Genomic DNA, 18,713 nt, shown 5'->3' on the forward strand with positions numbered 1-18,713 from the left:
GTAATGCGATTGAGCAGGCTGGAGAGGGAAAGTTAAAGGCGATTGTGGATGAGAGAAAGGATCTTTAGAGTAGCTTCCCCTCAGCCTTTTGAGTCTTCCTTGTACAGGTATGCCTATAAAAGGAATCCTTTATGCGGGAGTTTTTAGTATGTGAGTTCTCTTATGGTCGTTGTTTTGTAATTTCCTAATAATTTTCATGATTCAACTATACTTGGTAATAAGCAAATAATATCTAATAACTGCTTTATATCCTTTCATATCTTGAGTTTTATTGTGGACCCATTGGGTTGTTTGCGATTCTCTGATAAATTTTAGAGGATACATGACTCCTATTTTACTTTGCCTCTCAGTTACCCCTTCTCTTCAGCTTGAAATATTTCCCGTGTTGACACGGTAGTACCAGATTTGGTATCAAATAATCTCGAGTTATATAGAAAGTCTGTCAATTTTCATTAGGTCCTGAGTAATAAAAATAATAATTCAGTGGCTTTAGCGATGAATTGAAAGAGTTCTTGAATTGTCAAAATATTAAATAACAATTTTGGCAAAAAATTTCATAGTCGTTATGGAGGATGTGGGCGATGAGCGGAAGAGGTTTTAATCCTAGGGCGTGTGGAGGATACTTTGCAGGTATTTGTTTTGTATCCAGTTTGAGGTCATACGGTTCTCTTTTTTCCAGGTTTTACGCGCAGTGGTGGAATAATGGTGGGGTGGAAAGTTCTCTGGGTAGAACATGGAATGGTCACACGGCATTAATATCAGGTCACAATGGTGTTATCGATACTATCGTAGGTTGGGACCCCAACAGTTCTTGGGATGCATTTAAAGGCTCAGTGGGCGGGCGTCACAATAGTATGAGGCCTATTGCTGGTCGTTGGCGTGATGACACAGGGATGAATGCAGACCCAACAGCTCAGTATTATGGCCTGCAAGTTAGCCAGACACAGCATGATAATTTCAGAGATTTTTTGCAGCAAGATCTTTTGGGTACCCAGGGTTTCGGGCCCCACCTCAATAATATCGGAGTCTCATACCATTATGCATTTGCCCCAGGAAAGTGGATGGAGCGTTTAAGTTCCCTGGAAGGGAATAATAATGGTCAGCTGCAAGTCATTTCCAACTGTTCAGATGCTGCCTTCCATGTGCTTGCAAGCTTTCTTTATGAGTGGCGAAAGGCAAATCTGGTAACCGAACTGGCATCTTTTATGAATAATGGGGATGAGAAAAATAAAAATATGTCCCAGGGGCGCTTGATGCAGTGGTCAAGCCAGATGGGGCCGTAGAACAAATATACTTGTCTGGTTGATGGGTGGTGTAACCGAATTAAAGTTACACCACCCAATTGTTAAGCAAGAGATTAGTCTTAATAAATTATTTTTTGCGTAAGTCAAGTAATCAATAATTTGTTAGGCTGAAAGCTGGATCTAGGGAACTTCAATCCCCTTAGAGGCGGTCCATATTCTATACCACTGTTCTCTACTCAAATTGAGTTTCAGGCTTTCTATCGCCGACTGAACGCGCTCAATTTTTCCCGACCCCATAATTGCTAGGGGCTTGGAGGGAAAGCGTCGTACCCACGCATAGATTACCTGGTCAATACTGGTCGCCCCGATTTCCTCCTTGATATCTTCCAGGGTGATTCGTAACCGTGTTGCTTGGGTGCTTGATCCACTAAAAATTTCCCCTCCAGCTAAGCAGGACCAAGCCATAGGATGAATTCTATATTGCTGCAGTTGATCCAGAGTTCCATCCTCCGCAGCGCTAAAATTGATAGGATTAATCTCGACCTGATTTGTCACCAGTAGTGAACTCAGGCGGGACTGCAACAAATCAAATTGCTGGGAGGTAAAGTTGGAAACGCCGAAATGTAATACCTTACCGGACTTCTGCAGTGCGGCGAATGTGCTGGCAATTTCATCTGCATCCATCAAAACATCAGGTCGATGAAGAAGCAGGATGTCGATGTGCTCTACACCGAGATGGGCTAAGGAGTTATTAACCGAGTGCTGAATATGTTCAGCGCTGGAGTCATAGTACTTAACTTTCCTGTTTGGATATTTTTCAGAAAGCAATTTGATATTGCATTTGGTGACAATCTCGATGTGATTGCGAACAGATCTATCCAGCTTAAGGGCCTCGCCGAATAACTGTTCGCAGGAGTAATCTCCGTAAATATCAGCATGATCTACGGTGGTAACCCCTTTATCTATATGTTGCTTTAGGAATGTCAGGCGCTCCTGAGGGCTTAAATTCCAATCACTCACACGCCAGTAGCCTTGGACCAACTCTGACAGTTCTGGTCCTTTTGGAGAAGCTAGCACTCTATTAACCACTGAATACCTACCTGATCGAAAAGCATTAGGGTATTCCTGTTCCTGTTGATACTCAACGCCTAAAGTAGAAGGGTAGGCAGCCCAAAGTCGCCATCGGTGTCATAAATGTCATTGAGTCATGTTGATCGTTGAGCTAGCTGACAACTGAAACCGGAGCAACTTTAGAGTCATTTCTCAATGCCCTGATGTTTTGAGGATCACTAAAGAGGCTTGGGCTTTTACCTTCACAGGAGCACCGCATGGTTAGTACCGAGGAAAAAGTTTCCGGCTGGTTGATAATTACTTACTCAATTTTGATGTTATTGATATCCAGCGCAATATTGTTATTCCTATACGCAGTTTTTGGGAATTCAATTTTGAGTATGCCATTCAATATATTCAGTCTTATGGGGTTGATGATAATACTGTTTGTGTCTTTGAATATTTTGGGGGTCTTTGCTGGCATTGCTGTCCTTTTGGATAAAAGGTATGCCCAAGAATTAGCTTTAATATTGTCAACAGTGAGTGTACTAAATGTTCCGCTGGGCACTTTGGTCGGCAGTTTCTATTTATGGCTATATATTCGTAAATATAAATAGCTCCTTTTGATGTTTGCAAAGCCTGTCTACTGTTAACAAGAGTCATTTTATCTCTGTAATAAATGCTGATTTTAACTTCGAGATGTACATAGGCTTTAGTTCTCTAAGTGGTACGCAAATAAATTACGATAGAAATAATTGAGAACAGGCAACTCAAGTAGTTGTTTTAGCAGTCATCATGATTAACAATAGTGCCAGCGATATGTACACGATAGCTTTGGCAATAGCCAAAAAGAAATAAACAACAATAATGTAGTAGGTGTACGCATATGGAACTGGAAGTCTTGCGCCGGAGCTTTAAGCTCTTGTCTATTTTTTTGGTACTAAATGTCATTCAAGGATGTTCTGAGCCTCCACAGGATAGTGAAAAAAGCCGGGCTATTTTGACCCAAAGAGCGCTGTCTCTTGCGCCCGCTGATCCGGAAATCGCTGAAATATATACTCGCACTTGCCGCAGCTGTCACAGCACTGGCGCCAGCGCCGCACCCCTTACCGGAGATTTGGCCAACTGGAAGCCCCGTATGGAGAAGGGGATGGATGTGTTGGTGGAAAATGCGATCAATGGGTTCCAGGGTATGCCGCCACTAGGCCTTTGTTTTGAGTGCTCCCCCGAGCAGTTTGAACAGTTGATTGTCTTTATGGCTACAGCGGAGTAAAGGATATGGGGTTCAATCGTCGCCAGTTTATTAATTCTATTGCGATCGGCTCCGCATCATTAGCGGCCGCGCCCATCTCATCAGTTGCACGTACCTTATTGCAAGCTGCAGCTCCACCGACAAAAAAAGCGGGTGTTCGGTGGCGGAATTGGTCTGGTTCACAAGAGTGTCTGCCGGCCCATCGTCTGGCTCCCAAAGATATTCCCGCACTGCAAACGATAATTGCGGAAGCGCAAGGTACGGTCAGGGCGGTAGGTGCGGGCCACTCCTTCACTGCACTGGTACCCACTGACGATACAATTATTTCATTGGGCCGTATTACCGGCGTCGCCGATCACGATTCCGACAAGGTCCAGGCGACAATCTATGCTGGCACCCGTGTAGCAGACATTGGCCAACCCTTAGAGGACATCGGTCAAGCGCTGATTAACCAACCAGATATCGATGAGCAGACTTTAGGTGGTTGCCTGGCAACCGCGACCCATGGAACCGGTGCAGGCTTGGGTTGTATGTCCAGCTATGCAACGGGTATGGAACTGGTGACCGCAGGAGGGGATACGCTCTGGTGTGATGGTGAGCAAAACCCCGAGGTGTTCGCGGCAGCGCAAGTATCTCTTGGCAGCCTGGGTATGGTGACCAAGGTGCGTATGCAGAACCAGCCCAGCTACCGTTTGCGTCGTGAATCTTGGGTAGCGCCCCTGGAAGAGGTGTTGGATCAGGCTCCAGCACTGGCAGAAGCCAATCGGAACTTTGAATTTTACTATATCCCGTTTTCTGGGATGTGCATGGCTGATTCCCACCAGCCGACCACAGAGGAAATCTTCTCTACGGAGCGGGAAGATACTAATGAAGCAGTAATGACCCTGAAATCTGTGCGGGACTGGCTGGGTTGGTCACCGAAGTTGCGTCAGTTTGCGTTGCAAAATGCGATGGAAGATATCGAGAGGGAAGTTGTTGTCGAGTCCTCCTGGCGGAATTACGCCAGTGAGCGAAACGTACGTTTCAATGAAATGGAGTATCACTTGCCCCGCGAGGACGGTTTGAAAGCCTTCGCGGAAATACGTCGAACGATTGAGGAAAATAACCTGGATGTTTTCTTCCCTATCGAGGTGCGTTTCGTTAAAGCTGACGATATCTGGCTGAGCCCGTTTTATAAGCAAGATTCCGTATCCATCGCCATACACCGCTACTTTGAAGAGGACCACCTACCGCTGTTCCAGGCCATTGAGCCCATTATGCGCAAATATGGGGGCCGCCCGCACTGGGGCAAGTTAAACAAGCTACAAGGCTCGGACTTTGCCGAGCTCTACCCTCAGTGGCAGGATTTTCTTGAGGTTCGCCGAGAGCTAGACCCCAGTGGTAAGTTCTTAAACCCCTATCTGAAAACGCTTTTTACCTGAGCAACGCTGCTCAGCAGTGAACCCTCAAAGAGGAAAGCACAATGGATATCAAGCGACGAAAGCTAATACTAGGTGGGGTCGCGTTAGGAGCGGTGGCAGGTGTCGCCGTTCTTCGCCCTAAAGCGCAAGGGCAGGGAGGGCACAGCGAATACTTCTCCAGTGTTTCTAAAGCTCTGGATAATGCCGGTTTTTCTGGTCCCACCTTAGTCGTAGACCTGGAGAATCTGCAAAAGAACGCCGATATATTAGCCGGCCACCTCAGGGGTTACTATGACTACCGGGTAGTGGCTAAATCTTTGCCCTCGCTAAACCTGCTGGACGCTATTACTCAGCGAACAAATACCAATCGCATCATGGTATTCCAGCTGCCATTTTTACAGCAACTGGTTAAATCTTATCCAGCGAGTGATATTTTACTGGGTAAACCTCTCCCGATTACTGCGGCAAAGGCCTTTTATTTTAGCACTAGGGCGGATCATTTTGATCCTACGCGGCAGTTACAGTGGCTGGTTGACAGCCCCCGCAGACTTAATCAATACGCCGATCTGGCGCGATCGCTCAAACAATCCTTGCGAATTAATATCGAGATTGATGTAGGCCTACACCGGGGTGGCATTGCCAGTGCGGAAGATCTCTCCGCGATGCTCGGTATCATTCAGCGGGAACCCTATTTGGAATTTTCCGGTTTTATGGGTTACGACGCCCACGCCGCAAAAATGCCAGGTATTCTCGGTGGACCTGAAAAGGCAATCACTCGGGGGTTGGATATTTACCAAAGCAGGGTGGAGCAAGCTAAGATCCAGCTGGGAAGTGCATTCCCGAAGGTGGCCACTTTGAACGCTGCCGGTAGCCCAACCTACCAACTGTACAAATCCCGAGCAGACCGGGCTCCCTGTAACGAGATTGCCGCTGGCTCGTGCCTGGTTAAACCGGTGGGCTTTGATATTCCCACTCTGTCTGATCATTTACCAGCGGCGTATATCGCAAGTCCGGTATTGAAGAAATTGTCACAGACACAGATACCCGGCATAGAAGGGCTCACCGGACCCTTTAGTTGGTTGAACCCAAATCGGGAGCAAAGCTTCTTTATATCTGGCGGCTATTGGAAGGCGGAGCCAGAATCACCAAAAGGTCTATCGATCAACCCCATCTATGGCCGCTCCAGCAACCAAGAAATGCTGAATGGCTCAAAAAAGGTACTGCTGAATGAAGACGACTGGGTCTTTCTCCGGCCCACACAGAGTGAGTCCGTGTTCCTGCAGTTTGGTGATATTGCGGTCTATAGCAAAGGCGAGATAGTGGATCTCTGGCCGGTAATGAGTAATTCCTGAGGATTCAACCCCTGCTACGGGGTAAGTACAAATTTGTTTAATAGATGTACTGACCTTAGTGGCGGGCAAACAACAAGTCTTGGAGATATTGATGATCTATGAAGTTGTTTTGGTGTTAAACACGATTTGGTTTCTGATGGGATTTAACGTTTTCTCTTTGAGAAACCATATATTTGCGAAGTTACTGGTACCCAGGGAACAAAGGGATACCCCCGTATTTAATATCTTGGCAGAATCGGGAAAATTTCTAGGTGGTTTTAACCTGTCGTTGGCGCTACTCAATATCCTACTGCTAATCAGCCCCTCAGTATTTGCTACGGAGGTACAACGCGCTACGTTGCTGCTGGTGTTTGCTGTCACTCACGGAACACAGTTTATTTACAATGTCCCGGTAGCCCTACAAAACCGAAAAGGTGAAGGGCCGTGGCAAGTTAAAGGGGTGATGCGTTTTATTTTTATCACTGACTTTATAATGATGTCACTGAATCTAATAGCCGCACTTTGGATACTCCTCTAAATTTAAACCCTATGAAATTCGGTCACGATGCTTGTTGTGGCCGATAATGATCAGCATGCCAGATCAGTTGTGAGGATGTCATTGTTAAAGTCGATGGGCGAACTTTAATTTCTACAGAAAATGTCGGCGTATAATGTCTCTATGGCAGTTATTGGGTCAAACTAAATAGGTACCCAATGATGTGTTGCCGTTGCTTATATTGGTTTTCGCCGGACAAAATTTAAGTCATTTCTTACGGCGCAGTACACAGGTGATTGTGTGCTCAGGATTGCTGATATTATATTCAGGGCATGGGAGGGATTGTTAGTTCCCCCCCCCCTAATTTAACTATTTGCTTGTCTGATTTCAGGCAGATAATTTCCCTCGCTTTCCAAGTTTATAAGTTGACAGCTAGTTGTTAACGGAATTTCCTCAATTATAGGGGCGACATAATGTACTTTAGAGTTAGTTCTGCGGGGTATGATATTTCAGGTGATATTGAATGGTTTGCGAGCTCTAAGCCTTTCAATCCTCCACAAGGGATTGTGCATAGATCACTACATAACCAAGCAGGAGTTATAGGTCCATTGCCAGGAGATATGGCTCGCTCCGCAATGGGGCTAATTAGCGGTGATTTGGGAGCAATAATTGGGGATCGAGATTCTGGGCTGGGGCGCAGTTGGGAGAGGCTTCACCTAATTGGAGTAAGCGCGGGTATTTTACATGAACGCCGATACTCTAATTACAATACGATCATTGGCAGTCATGGTCTCAATACTGCGATGATCCCCTTTGAAGGTATTGCGAACTGGGTCTTAAATCAAAATCGTAAATTTTTCTATATTGTCAATGTGGACAAACAAAAAGTACTTAACTTTACGGATCGAAATGGAAACGTCAGAGTAGAGTCTGTACCCACGAAACTCCGTCAGGCCATCACATATACATCGGAACTGGACCCTAATATTTGGATTAGCATACGACAAGAACACCATGACTCTCGGACGGCAAGTTTAGCTGATAAACAATCTATTGATTACAGTGCAAGTATTACTGGTGAGCTAAAAATGAAGAAAAGTAATTGGGAGCGTATTAGGGGTCGAATAGCCGCCATTGATCAACAGATTATAGATTGCCAAAATAATTCTCGCTGGAATCTGATAGACCTTTGACTTCTTGCTGATAATTATGTTGGAAAAAATAAGCTGACTATATAGTTTGTGACTAATTATGGTAACTTGGCGAATTAAGGTGGCCCGATTCTCAAGAGATTAACTAGATTAATAAATTAGTATAAAGGGGGTTTATATATTGCTTCACTGCGCTTATCCAAGTAACCGATAAATAGCGAGCTAAATGCCGATATTTTAATGGTCACACTTAGAATCACCTTCTTTGAATTAAGTGTTGAACAACATGCGACTCAGTGGTGTGATAGGATAGCTAATAAGGGCCGCTTACTAGACTCAGTAGGTATCTAAAATTAACCACCCAAGTAACACTTAAATTGGGCATGTAAATACCTCAGGCATATTAGGCATAATAAAATGACCAAATATCAACAATATGTTAATATTTTCATGAATTCCTAGAATGCTTATAGGTAGCTACGAGCATCTGGTAGTAATTGAGATGGATAAGGGCTGGCGATGTAGTACGATCCTGTGATCTGGTTCAGGATATCGAAAAGCTCATCCTTGAAGTATCATTTGGGTTTGTTGAGTATGAGAATTCTAAAGGTTTTGGTCATATCGGGCTCGATTCTGTCCACTGGTTGTACAGTTTTTCTTGGGGAGCCGGACACTAGAGTTAAGCGATTTGGTGATTGGGAGCTTTGCACAAAGCTGGCCGATAAAACTTTTAAATATCATTCTCAATGGCACTGGGCTATAGCCAATGAGATTAAGGCTAGGGACCTGGGGACTTCACAGAGATGTAAGTCAACGTATACCGCAAGGATGAATCGTTTTACGGCTAGAAGCGTGATTAAGTCTGTATCATTTGAGGATGCTTTGAACCATAACTTTGAGTAAATCCAATATATGCCAGCTATCAAGCGTCCTTTATTTGTAGTTGACGATGGCTGGTAATACCCACCACATGGATTTGTATACCTCTTTCAAATCAAGCTATTTAAAGCGCGTGATTGGATAGTATTACCAAGTCTTATACTGGGGGAGTAGGGCGGTGTTGTTGTTTCAACAGCACCCACGAGTGTGGCTTGGTGTAGTGAAAGTTACATCTCCACCAGCTTCTGAATGCACTTTTATTAATAGCTGAGATATAGCTGCATACAAGTATGTTCTTAGCTTTGAAGGCAGGATTGGCAACTTGGTTAATGTAGTACTTCCGTTGGAGTAGTTGGATATATCGTATATAGATAGTTAATAGCCAAGGCAACTACAGCTTCTTCGGCGTTGAACCACTGGGGTAGAAGGGTTTCTAGTCGCATACAGGCTTCAAGGTAGCCTTTTTGGGTTGACCATCATCATGACGTTGAAATACCTGATTTGCTGCTTTGGATATCTGCCGCCATTTTTTCATGTCTGGGCCTGTAGGTATGCGAGAGTGGATGCTAAGCATTATTTTTACGGTTATCTGCTGTCTTTCAAGTGATATAGATGGCTAGGAGTACCCGGATTCACGGATAACGGCTTTAGATGTTATTGCTAAGTAGACACCCGAGGTAAAAACGGGCTTCCCGCTCTGTTGGTCTTCGGCTTTATAAGGGTTAGTGAAGATAATGAAGGTTAGAGATTGGAGGGCGCCTACCTTCCAGTAGTATTTTTCGGGTAGGCGAAATTATTAATTAAATTGCTGAACTTCAAAAAAACCTAAAAGCTCGTCCTTTCGACCAATATTTTGTGTATAAAAGGTCCACTGACCACTATCATCTCGAACCCCGAATACCCGTGCACAGGTATCGTAGTATGCGGTACCAAGTTTTGCTTGCTTTTTCTTGAAGTTTGCTCCTTTTCTACCTCCTTTGGGGCCACCTATTGAAAGTCGCCTCTCCCCGGTTACATCGGGAGTTTTTACCATCATCTCCAGCTCATCTCTTTGCTTGCTCCCCTTGATAGTCCCCCCCTGGGAAACATCACCTGCAACATGGATAACCGTTACACTTTTACTCTGGTCGTCATGGAACTTGAAGGTCATTCGACAATTACTGAGGTGAGAGGTAAAGAAGTAAGGGGGACTTTTACTATTCAGAGTTACAGGCACAGCTTTTTGTCGAGCCCAGGTGAGATATGTTGCTTTCTTGCCAGAATTTCCGCTTTTTACCATCATGATTTTGTTGGGTTTTACAAACTCAAAATCAAACTCAATTTCGTAGGCTCCTGATTTACTGTCGAAGGCCTCTGTATTAAAGTCGAGCTCATAGGTTTTAAAGGCTAATTCAACATCTTTTTCTAATAAGCTGATAAAGTCATCATAACTTGGCATGGCTCAATCCTTATGTCGCCGGCTGTTTTGATATAAATGGTTTGCCTTGGTTTATTGGTACTAGCTCTCCCTTTTAGTTACTCATAGATAAATATACTTTTGGCATAATTTCTATCTTTCAACCTAGCATATCCCCCATTATGCTTCCAAGAAAATCTACGGGTCGCTTGAAATAGATCAATTTTTATTTTTCTGTGAGGTTGTTATATGTCCAGTGTGTTGGTGACTCGGGATATAAGTTTGTAATCGAATATAAATCTTTTCGAATAGTAACGAGAGAAAAGTGATTCTCTAATGGCGATCTTGATCAAATCAGTATCAGTGATCGATATGATTTAAATAGTAAAGCAAGGGGTTTTAGCTTTCTTCTATCGCCCATTCAAATTTTCATAGATAAAATCTACGCAAAGCTTTATTTTGGGGGTTTGGTATTTAGTGCGCTCATAAAGAAGAAATACTCCCAGATCGCCACCGGGGCTGACTGAGACTTTACCCTCGCAAGGTACCTGTACAAGCTCCCCTGTATCTAGATAGTTACAAATACTCCAGGAAGGTACGCAGAACATACCGCGGTGATTGAGGGCGGCTGCTGTTAATGCTTTACCGTTATTGCTGATAACTTTTGGGGTCAACTTCAGGGGCTCCCAGTGCTCGTCATTGAGTATGTACCACTCAATGACGCCACGTGGCCCCCGGTATTGCAAGGTAGCAATTGACTCAATCGCCGACTTGTTTAAGGGGAGGCTATGCTCCAACTTGTCGATAAACTGCGGTGTAGCTATAAGGGTGAACTCATTATCCGATAGGCGTTTGGCAATAACATGCTCATTCGGGGCAAACCCTCCGCGAATCGCAATATCAATGGGATCTTTTCCTAACTGGGACAAGTCATCGTTATAGGTTAAGTCGAATACGATGTTGGGGTAACGTTGGGCAAACTTCTCAAGAAGGGGGGTTAAATGCTGCTCTCCATAAGTTGGAAGACAGCTGATACGTATCAGACCTTTGGGCGCTTCAAATGTATGGCTAACCAGTTCATCAGCCTGTTCAAGCTGGCGAATTGCTTTACTTATCATCGAATAGTAGAGCTTGCCGAGCTCAGTAACCTTGACTTGGCGGGTACTGCGTTGCAGTAACTCCACTCCTAAGGACTGCTCCAGATCTTTTACGCGGCGGGAGATTGATGAGGCGGGAACCTCAAATTCTTCAGCAACTGCAGTAAAGCTATTCAGTTCTACCACCCGCTTGAAGTAACGCAATGCTCTGATTTTGTCCATAATCAACTTCTAACTGTCTGTCATCGTCTCAAAATATTTCCCATTATTGCCAAAATGACAAAAGACTTATACTTATTACCACCTGTTTTTATGGTGGCAGTATGGGCACTATCGCTTTCAATGTTTGTGTTGAACCGATTGTTAGGATGACCAATGAAAGCTTTGAAAATGACTCGCTATGGGGATATTGATAGCAGCCTGGAGTTTCAGTCAGCTGAGGTTCCCACCCCCAAGGCTGGTGAAGTTTTGCTTCGGGTGCATGCGGCTAGCGTAAATCCAGTTGATAACATGATGTTGCGGGGGGAGCTTAAATCGGTACGAAAGGAAGTATTTCCGGTTGGTATTGGCCGGGATGTCAGTGGTGAAGTTGTAGCAGTGGGGGATAATGTTGCTGGATACAGTGTAGGGGACCTGGTGTTTTCCAGGGTGGGGGAGGATCATGTGGGCACTATTGCAGAATATCTCACCGTTAGTGTTTCCCACCTGGCTGCAAAGCCCGAAAACTTGTCACACAGTGAAGCGGCGGGTATTCCGCTTGTTGGGCTGACCTCCTATCAGTCTTTGATCAAAGTTGCGGGTTTGAAGTCCGGAGAGAAAGTGCTGATACATGCAGGCTCAGGTGGTGTTGGCTCTATGGCGATCCAATTGGCGAAGTCTGTAGGCGCCTATGTGGTGACTACAACAAGTAGCGCGAATGTGGAGTGGGTGAAAGCACTCGGTGCCGACCTTGTTATTGATTATAAAAAAGATGACTACCGGCAATTACTATCTGATATGGATGTCGTATTCGATACTTTGGGTGGTCAGTATGCTTTGGATGCATTTCAGGTCCTGAAAATCGGTGGGCGTGTTGTCTCAGTTAAAGGGGCTTTAGATCCGCAGACAGCTGAAGAGCTTGGGCTAGGTTGGTTGCTCCGCAAGCTATTGGCGCTTAAGTCGCGAAAGCTGATGAAGGCCGCGAAGGAAAAATCCGCGCTCTATAGAATGGTTATTATGGAAGCTAATGGAGAGCATCTGAGTGAGCTAGGAAATTTGTACCAACAGAAGATACTATCCCCGGTGATAGACAAGATCTATTCTTTAGAGCAAGGCAAAGAAGCTTTCTCATATCTCGCTTTGGGACGCGCAAAAGGCAAAGTGATTATATCTGTTAGAGCCAGTTAATTAAGAGTTGAAACGATCAATAGTGCCAGTGTTGCCTTGAAATATAGTGGCGTGCTGGCTGTTGTTTTACACTTTGCGTCTGCCTCATCTTTGAGGTTGCACTTGAGAAATTGGCATGACTAAGCTCGTGGAGATGACACACATAAGTTCAGTTGACTTTCAGAAGGATTGATATATTGCTCTAAAGAATTACGATTTGACTTAGATAGAGAATATATATGATAGTGTGTTGATGATATACGAAATAGAATGAATCTAGTACATGGCGAAATAGACCTACTAACTGCAATTACTAATGTCGGGCTGGCTCTAGTCGCATTTATTGGCGCCCTTTATTTGTCAGTGTTTGTAAGGAGGAAGCAGTGGAAAAGAAATATTTGGCTTTTCTTTTTTACTGTTATGTTTATCGCCTCATTAGTGGCAGCTGTCTATCACGGGTTTGAAATTCCACCATATTTTCGCGTTTGTTTATGGTATGTAGTACTTGTTTTACTTGGCTTGCTGATTTCTTCTTTTGTTCTTGCGGTTAGTGCAGATTTGGTGAATGAAAGTTTTTCCAAACGGGCTGTTTTGCCAGTATTGTTTATTTTTCTGATAGTTTTTGTTTTCTCGTTTTCACTTAAAGATAAAATTTTTGCCTTTGCTGTTTATCAGTTTTTAATCAGTGCAGTAGCTTTTATAGGGTATTCTATATTAGCCTTAAGGGGACAGAATTCACTGCGTGGTAGTTGGTTTATGGCACTGGGCTCGATAGTTAGTATTGTTGCAATGGCTATCCAGTTAGATGGAAGTTTATCAATTAGTATTATTTGGGAACTTAATCACAATATTATCTACCATTTTGTTCAGGCGTTTGGTGTTGTGCTCTTTATTCTGGGTTTACACAGATTTTACTCAGCGAGGTAGTTGGCGAATTGCAGGCAGAATATAGCTTTTGGACGTGGGAAAGAGAAAAAGATGAGCTTGAGAAATCAACCTGATGGTTACGGCGCAATAGCCAAGTGGCTACATTGGTTAACGGCCATATTGTTTTTGGGGGCCTATATTTCAGTCTACTACCGCCAGTGGTTTACTCAAGAGGAAACACCGGAAAATTGGACTGCCTTGCAGTTACATCTATCTATTGGTGTCACCATTGGTGTGATCGTCATCCTAAGAATCGTATGGCGTCTCACTAATCCGCCACCGCCATTAGAACCAGGTAGCTCCCTGGAACATTTTGCCGCTCATACCGGTCATGTTCTTCTCTACTTGATTATGATCGTCGCTCCGCTAACAGGGTATATCGGAACAGGCGTGGATACGGATTACTTTTTCCTGTTTGAAATTCCTAAGTTTGAGAGCACCCAAGCCTTTGTGGCGATAGTTCAGGATCGGATGGGGATGACATTCGAACAGTTTGAGAAGCCAGTCGATTTTATCCATAAAGAGATCCTGGGAGAGTGGGTGGTCTGGATCTTAATCTTGGGGCATGTAATGGCCGCTCTATATCACCACTACATCAAAAAGGATCGGACTTTGCTAAGAATGACCGCGACTAAGAAGTCATAGTTCTTGCGATGGTTTTGGCAGAAAGTAGTGGCAAATAGGCATTGAGTGCCAAATCCAGACATTTTAATCTCGAGTTTTTGCAGCTCCTGTGGAGCTGTGCACTTGGACTTGAGGTGGGTGTTATATGAGGTATTTGGTCCTTGCTTTGATTCTATTTCAAATGGGGTGCATACCTGAGTCCAAACTATATCGAATCGCGCAATTCGAAATGGTCCCTCAGCCTACTTGCCAGCCTTCGCTGGCAAGTAGCACTCATGCTGCTATCGGATCAGCTCCTACTTAAGCTGCCAACCTCCTGAGTCCCGGTTTTGTGTCTGGGCAAACCCAGTGAAACCAGTGCGGTTAGCAGAAGAAAAGCGCTGGAAATAAGTAGGCAAGCCACCAACCCCTGAGTTTGGAATACCCACCCTGAGAGCAGTGTCCCTAGCAATCGCCCAGCTGCATTTGCCATATAGTAGAAGCCTACATCCATAGAGACGCCATCTTCCCGAGCATAAGCAACTATCAAGTAGCTGTGTAAAGATGAATTTACGGCGAAGAGTACAGCAAACATCAAAAGTCCACCCATTACGGCGGGCTGTGGATCCACCCCTTTGTGTAATGCGATTGCGATTAATGCGGGCACTGCAGTGAGCGCTATTGCCCAGAAGAGCGCGGTTCGCCCATCCGGAGCCTGGGCTGAACGTGCCGTCGTGACCTTTGGGGCCTGGGTTTGCACTATGCCGTAACCGATCACCCAGGATGCCAGGAAGGCACCTACCTGCCAGTGGCTCCAACCGAACTGGCTGGCCAGGAAAATCGGTAGGGCAATAACAAACCAAACATCCCGGGAAGCAAACAAGAGTAAGCGCGCGGCTGACAATATATTGACTGCGGGACTCTTGGAAAAGATATCTCTGAATCGGCTTTTTGCTTTGGCTTTCCCTAAGTCCCGCTTAAGAAATTTGAGACTCAATATCCAAACTATTCCAAGAGCTAGGGCCATCGATGCAATCGCGCCCTGAAAGCCAAGTGCGGCGAGTAGGGCACCGCCGAGAAAGAAGCCCAAGCCTTTTAGCGCGTTTTTCGAGCCGGTTAAGAGGGCGATCCATCGATACAAGGTGCCACTGGCCTGATCGGGCACCAGTAACTTGATTGAGCTCTTCGCACTCATTTTATTCAGGTCTTTGGCGATACCGGAAAGGGCTTGGGCGGCCATAACCAAGGGGACCGAGAGATACTGACTGGGTACCAGCAGCATGGAAAGAGCAACAATCTGTAAGGCCAGCCCCAAATTCATGGTCCGGTTGAGTCCAATCCGGGCACCGAGCCAGCCGCCGACAAGATTAGTGACTACGCCAAAGAATTCGTAGAAAAGGAAAAGCAAGGCTATTTGCAAAGGGCTGTAGCCGAGCTCGTGAAAGTGCAGCAGCACCAGCATGCGCAGAGCGCCGTCAGTCAAAGTAAACGCCCAGTAATTGCCTGTAACCAGCAAGTATTGGCGCACTGGCGACGATAAATTGAGAAGAAACTGCATGATCTTGTTCTGTGTACTGCTACTTACTAAAAGCGGGAGGAAAAAATACGAGCTCATGGAGAGGAGTACCCCTCAGGTGCAGTGTGTTCTTTCCTTCCGGCCCCGTTGTACTTTGGCTGCTTAGCCCGTGGTGCCAATCATTCGAGCCAATTCCGCCGTGCGGTTGGCGTAACCCCATTCATTGTCATACCAAGCGTAAACTTTTACCTGGGTGCCGTTAACGACCATGGTCGATAGAGCATCGATAATGCTCGATCTGGGGTCGGTTTTGTAATCCACGGAGACGAGGGGCCTTTCCTCATAGCCGAGGATATCTTTTAGTTCACCCTCTGCAGCGTCCTTAAATAACTGGTTTACTGCCTCTGGGGTAGTGGGGGTTTCCACTTCGAAAACACAATCGGTAATGGATGCGTTGGCGAGGGGAACACGAACTGCGTGGCCGTTTAGGCGGCCGGACAACTCTGGAAAGATGGTGGCAATAGCTGTAGCTGAACCTGTTGTTGTGGGAATCAGGCTGGCACCACATGCGCGGGCTCTGCGCAGATCTCCATGGGGTGCGTCGAGGATAGTCTGGGTATTGGTGATATCGTGAATAGTGGTGATTGAACCGTGACGAATACCCAGGTTTTCGTGAATAACTTTTACTACTGGAGCAAGGCAGTTAGTCGTACAGGAAGCGGCGGTAATAATCTGGTGTTTGTCCGGCTGGTAAATATGTTGATTCACTCCAAGGACAATGTTCGGAACTCCAGCCTCTTTAACTGGTGCAGAGACCAACACCTTCTTTACCCCTTGATCCAGGTAGGGTTGAAGAAGTTCGGCAGTTTTCATTTTACCGGAGGCCTCTACCACCAGGTCACAGTTTTTCCAATTGGTATCTGCAATAGAGGTATTGCGGCTACAGGTTATTGTTTTGCCATCAACCTGAATTGTGTCATCAACGGCTTTCGCCTCTCTGTGCCAGCGTCCGTGTACAGAGTCAAAGTTGAGCAGGTGGGCGAGTGTGGTTGCATCACCGGCAGGATCGTTAATCTGGACAAACTCAACTTCAGGCCAATCCCAGGCGGCGCGCAGTACCAGCCGGCCAATTCGGCCAAATCCATTGATCCCAATTTTGATGGTCATTGTTAATTTTGCTCCGTTTCTGCCAGGCACATATGAAAAATCATATATATCTGGATAGTTTAAATCTTAGGTCGGCAGGCGTTATCAGCAGCACAGACTTGTGCGCTCTGGCCGGTCTCCCATTTGAATCAGGTTGTTGAGGTCTTCGGTAATAAAGTACTGGTTCGCCTGTAAGGTGTCGAACAGTACAGACTTTGCCCAGGCATTTAAGTCCGGGTTGATTCGGTAAAACACCCACTGCCCCTGGCGGCGGTCTTGGAGCAGGTCTGAACTTCTCAGCAAGGCGAGGTGCCGGGAAATTTTCGGCTGGCTCAACTCGAGGGCTGCCGTTAGCTCGCATACGCAAAGCTCTTCCTCGTGAGCAATAAGGAGCAATGTGCGTAGCCGCGTATCATCGGCCAGGCATTTGTAAAACTGTACTGGGTTCATGCCGCTCTTTTTCGTAAATCCGCCTCGGCTTGGGCCAAGACCAGTAGTTTGATGCGAGTGCTCAATTCACGTGCTGTGGTGTAAAAAGGGCAGAAGCAGTGTCGCTTTGTCGGTTCCTTAAAATTCCAGGCAATCATCTTGTCAACTTTTGGGGAGGGTACGTATTCTTCCCGGCTTTTGTCGCAAAGTGTGATGACCAGGTCAAAAGGTTGGTTAGCTACATCTTCTACAACTTTGGGAATGAGTCCCTCTGTTGAAACCCCCAGTCGCTCCAGCGCTTGCAGAGCGCGTGGGTCCACTGTATGGACATTGGTTCCGGCGCCAACGGCTTCGTATGAATTGCCTCCAAAATGCCGCAACAGTGCCTCAGCCATCAGTGAGCGGGCAGAGTCCCCGGCGCAAACAAACAGAACACGCCTTTTCATTGGAGGGCTCCATTTGGCTTTTCAACAATTATATATGGAAAACCATATATTCATAGCCTTAAAAATAGCCCACTGAACCAGCGGGCTATAACCTGTGCTTAGAGCTTAAACTCGGCCCATACAGGCGCGTGGTCTGATGGGCGTTCCATAGCCCGAATATCGTAGTCCACGCCAGTTCCGACACATTTTTCCAGAAGAGGGTTGGTGGCGAGGATCAAGTCGATACGCAGGCCGCGTCTGGGCTCGCGATCGAACCCACGGCTGCGGTAGTCGAACCAGCTGAATATATCGTCTGTTTCTGGGTTTTGTGCGCGGAAAGTGTCGGTGAGCCCCCAGCCTTCAATTTTTTGAAGCCACTCGCGCTCTTCTGGAAGGAAGCTGCATTTTCCATCGCGCAGCCAGCGCTTGCGATTGGGTTCACCAATACCAATATCCTGGTCGCTGGGTGAAATATTCATATCGCCGATAACCAATACAGGCGCTTCGGGCTTACACGTGGTTTGCAGGTAGGTGTCCAGGTCGGCGTAGTACTTTTGCTTTGCTGGGAATTTAACCGGGTGCTCGCGATTTTCACCTTGCGGGAAATAGCCATTGATAACGGTGAGGGGCTCAGGACCACCGATATCAAACTTGCCGGCAACCATACGGCGCTGGGCGTCGCTGGCATCGGTTGGGAAACCGTATTCGCGATCAATAAAGGGCAGGCGTGAGAGCAGGGCAACGCCGTAGTGTGTTTTTTGGCCAAAATAAATCAGCTCATAGCCCAGGTCTTTTATCGCATCTACTGGAAAATCTTCGTCGGTGACTTTGGTTTCCTGTAGGCCGATGATATCGGGCTGATGGTTGTCTACCAGGGCCTGCATCTGGTGCAGGCGAGTGCGAATACTATTGACGTTAAAGGAAACAACCTTCATCTCTTCCCCCAAAATAAAAAAGGTCGGGCTAGCCCGACCTAAGAGTTAGTTCGCGGACCGGGCGCACGCCG

At 45.9% G+C, this 18,713-nt stretch carries 18 protein-coding genes; 10 read left to right on the forward strand and 8 right to left on the reverse strand.

Translation table 11 applies throughout. The features are described 5' to 3' along the window. Positions 1-710 precede the first annotated feature (710 nt). Positions 711-1,283 carry a hypothetical protein gene (locus tag ACJJIS_RS09820; RefSeq protein ID WP_444897213.1) on the forward strand — a complete coding sequence of 191 codons (573 nt, stop codon included), beginning with the start codon at positions 711-713 and terminating at the stop codon, positions 1,281-1,283. A 141-nt stretch (positions 1,284-1,424) separates the two neighbouring features. Here ACJJIS_RS09820 and ACJJIS_RS09825 read toward each other — a convergent pair whose 3' ends face one another. Continuing rightward, the gene (locus tag ACJJIS_RS09825) at positions 1,425-2,333 is read right to left on the reverse strand and encodes an aldo/keto reductase (RefSeq protein ID WP_475710142.1); all 909 of its coding nucleotides are present in this window, start codon (positions 2,331-2,333) and stop codon (positions 1,425-1,427) included. 239 nt (positions 2,334-2,572) lie between these two features. Between ACJJIS_RS09825 and ACJJIS_RS09830 the strand changes: the two genes are divergently transcribed. The 6 genes from ACJJIS_RS09830 to ACJJIS_RS09855 all read left to right on the forward strand — a co-directional run bounded on the left by ACJJIS_RS09830 (position 2,573) and on the right by ACJJIS_RS09855 (position 7,966). Next, positions 2,573-2,911, forward strand: a complete 339-nt coding sequence (locus ACJJIS_RS09830; protein WP_475710143.1) for a hypothetical protein — start codon at positions 2,573-2,575, stop codon at positions 2,909-2,911. Between the two features lie 269 nt (positions 2,912-3,180). Further along, on the forward strand, positions 3,181-3,567 hold the full coding sequence (locus tag ACJJIS_RS09835; RefSeq protein ID WP_475710144.1) for a c-type cytochrome: 387 nt from the start codon (positions 3,181-3,183) through the stop codon (positions 3,565-3,567). 5 nt (positions 3,568-3,572) lie between these two features. Beyond that, positions 3,573-4,967 carry an FAD-linked oxidoreductase, L-gulonolactone oxidase family gene (locus tag ACJJIS_RS09840; protein WP_444913706.1) on the forward strand — a complete coding sequence of 465 codons (1,395 nt, stop codon included), beginning with the start codon at positions 3,573-3,575 and terminating at the stop codon, positions 4,965-4,967. A 41-nt stretch (positions 4,968-5,008) separates the two neighbouring features. Beyond that, entirely contained in the window at positions 5,009-6,298 is a 1,290-nt protein-coding gene (locus ACJJIS_RS09845) for a DSD1 family PLP-dependent enzyme (RefSeq protein ID WP_475710145.1), read from the forward strand. A 91-nt stretch (positions 6,299-6,389) separates the two neighbouring features. After that, positions 6,390-6,815: a hypothetical protein gene (locus ACJJIS_RS09850; protein WP_413665710.1), complete on the forward strand. Its 426-nt coding sequence runs from the start codon at positions 6,390-6,392 to the stop codon at positions 6,813-6,815. 431 nt (positions 6,816-7,246) lie between these two features. Continuing rightward, positions 7,247-7,966: a hypothetical protein gene (locus ACJJIS_RS09855; RefSeq protein ID WP_475710146.1), complete on the forward strand. Its 720-nt coding sequence runs from the start codon at positions 7,247-7,249 to the stop codon at positions 7,964-7,966. Between the two features lie 1,633 nt (positions 7,967-9,599). On the opposite strand, the gene ACJJIS_RS09860 is transcribed toward ACJJIS_RS09855, so the two are convergent. Both ACJJIS_RS09860 and ACJJIS_RS09865 read right to left on the reverse strand, forming a co-directional pair. Then, positions 9,600-10,241, reverse strand: a complete 642-nt coding sequence (locus ACJJIS_RS09860) for a hypothetical protein (RefSeq protein ID WP_475710147.1) — start codon at positions 10,239-10,241, stop codon at positions 9,600-9,602. Between the two features lie 368 nt (positions 10,242-10,609). Then, the gene (locus ACJJIS_RS09865) at positions 10,610-11,518 is read right to left on the reverse strand and encodes a LysR family transcriptional regulator (RefSeq protein WP_475710148.1); all 909 of its coding nucleotides are present in this window, start codon (positions 11,516-11,518) and stop codon (positions 10,610-10,612) included. 153 nt (positions 11,519-11,671) lie between these two features. Here ACJJIS_RS09865 and ACJJIS_RS09870 point away from each other — a divergent pair, with 153 nt between their 5' ends. From ACJJIS_RS09870 to ACJJIS_RS09880, 3 genes are all read left to right on the forward strand, one after another. Further along, on the forward strand, positions 11,672-12,682 hold the full coding sequence (locus ACJJIS_RS09870) for an NADP-dependent oxidoreductase (protein WP_475710149.1): 1,011 nt from the start codon (positions 11,672-11,674) through the stop codon (positions 12,680-12,682). 249 nt (positions 12,683-12,931) lie between these two features. Beyond that, positions 12,932-13,588, forward strand: coding sequence for a DUF6962 family protein (locus ACJJIS_RS09875; protein ID WP_475710150.1), 657 nt, complete (start codon positions 12,932-12,934; stop codon positions 13,586-13,588). A gap of 51 nt (positions 13,589-13,639) precedes the next feature. Further along, positions 13,640-14,233 (forward strand): cytochrome b, encoded by a 594-nt coding sequence (locus tag ACJJIS_RS09880; protein WP_475710151.1) that lies wholly within the window; start codon positions 13,640-13,642, stop codon positions 14,231-14,233. Positions 14,234-14,501: 268 nt separating this feature from the next. Here the strand turns inward: ACJJIS_RS09880 and arsJ are convergent, their stop codons facing one another. The 5 genes from arsJ to xthA all read right to left on the reverse strand — a co-directional run bounded on the left by arsJ (position 14,502) and on the right by xthA (position 18,642). Then, positions 14,502-15,749 (reverse strand): organoarsenical effux MFS transporter ArsJ, encoded by a 1,248-nt coding sequence (gene arsJ / locus ACJJIS_RS09885; protein ID WP_475710152.1) that lies wholly within the window; start codon positions 15,747-15,749, stop codon positions 14,502-14,504. Positions 15,750-15,869: 120 nt separating this feature from the next. Continuing rightward, positions 15,870-16,874 (reverse strand): ArsJ-associated glyceraldehyde-3-phosphate dehydrogenase, encoded by a 1,005-nt coding sequence (locus tag ACJJIS_RS09890; RefSeq protein ID WP_475710153.1) that lies wholly within the window; start codon positions 16,872-16,874, stop codon positions 15,870-15,872. Between the two features lie 84 nt (positions 16,875-16,958). Further along, entirely contained in the window at positions 16,959-17,303 is a 345-nt protein-coding gene (locus tag ACJJIS_RS09895; RefSeq protein WP_444897229.1) for a metalloregulator ArsR/SmtB family transcription factor, read from the reverse strand. Then, complete coding sequence (locus ACJJIS_RS09900) at positions 17,300-17,728, reverse strand: arsenate reductase/protein-tyrosine-phosphatase family protein (RefSeq protein ID WP_444897230.1); 429 nt, start codon at positions 17,726-17,728, stop codon at positions 17,300-17,302. Before ACJJIS_RS09900 ends, ACJJIS_RS09895 begins: the two co-directional genes overlap by 4 nt. A gap of 98 nt (positions 17,729-17,826) precedes the next feature. Continuing rightward, complete coding sequence (xthA, locus tag ACJJIS_RS09905) at positions 17,827-18,642, reverse strand: exodeoxyribonuclease III (RefSeq protein WP_444897231.1); 816 nt, start codon at positions 18,640-18,642, stop codon at positions 17,827-17,829. Between the last annotated feature and the right edge of the window lie 71 nt (positions 18,643-18,713).

This window comes from Microbulbifer maximicatervae (SeqCode), from assembly GCF_056231245.1.

Coding starts and splice junctions, on each gene's coding strand:
- ACJJIS_RS09890 (WP_475710153.1), bottom strand. CDS start 16,874: ATGACCATCAAAATTGGGATCAATGGATTTGGCCGAATTGGCCGGCTG.
- ACJJIS_RS09845 (WP_475710145.1), top strand. CDS start 5,009: ATGGATATCAAGCGACGAAAGCTAATACTAGGTGGGGTCGCGTTAGGA.
- ACJJIS_RS09875 (WP_475710150.1), top strand. CDS start 12,932: ATGAATCTAGTACATGGCGAAATAGACCTACTAACTGCAATTACTAAT.
- ACJJIS_RS09860 (WP_475710147.1), bottom strand. CDS start 10,241: ATGCCAAGTTATGATGACTTTATCAGCTTATTAGAAAAAGATGTTGAA.
- ACJJIS_RS09880 (WP_475710151.1), top strand. CDS start 13,640: ATGAGCTTGAGAAATCAACCTGATGGTTACGGCGCAATAGCCAAGTGG.
- ACJJIS_RS09855 (WP_475710146.1), top strand. CDS start 7,247: ATGTACTTTAGAGTTAGTTCTGCGGGGTATGATATTTCAGGTGATATT.
- ACJJIS_RS09835 (WP_475710144.1), top strand. CDS start 3,181: ATGGAACTGGAAGTCTTGCGCCGGAGCTTTAAGCTCTTGTCTATTTTT.
- ACJJIS_RS09840 (WP_444913706.1), top strand. CDS start 3,573: ATGGGGTTCAATCGTCGCCAGTTTATTAATTCTATTGCGATCGGCTCC.
- xthA (WP_444897231.1), bottom strand. CDS start 18,642: ATGAAGGTTGTTTCCTTTAACGTCAATAGTATTCGCACTCGCCTGCAC.
- arsJ (WP_475710152.1), bottom strand. CDS start 15,749: ATGCAGTTTCTTCTCAATTTATCGTCGCCAGTGCGCCAATACTTGCTG.
- ACJJIS_RS09850 (WP_413665710.1), top strand. CDS start 6,390: ATGATCTATGAAGTTGTTTTGGTGTTAAACACGATTTGGTTTCTGATG.
- ACJJIS_RS09830 (WP_475710143.1), top strand. CDS start 2,573: ATGGTTAGTACCGAGGAAAAAGTTTCCGGCTGGTTGATAATTACTTAC.
- ACJJIS_RS09865 (WP_475710148.1), bottom strand. CDS start 11,518: ATGGACAAAATCAGAGCATTGCGTTACTTCAAGCGGGTGGTAGAACTG.
- ACJJIS_RS09870 (WP_475710149.1), top strand. CDS start 11,672: ATGAAAGCTTTGAAAATGACTCGCTATGGGGATATTGATAGCAGCCTG.
- ACJJIS_RS09895 (WP_444897229.1), bottom strand. CDS start 17,303: ATGAACCCAGTACAGTTTTACAAATGCCTGGCCGATGATACGCGGCTA.
- ACJJIS_RS09900 (WP_444897230.1), bottom strand. CDS start 17,728: ATGAAAAGGCGTGTTCTGTTTGTTTGCGCCGGGGACTCTGCCCGCTCA.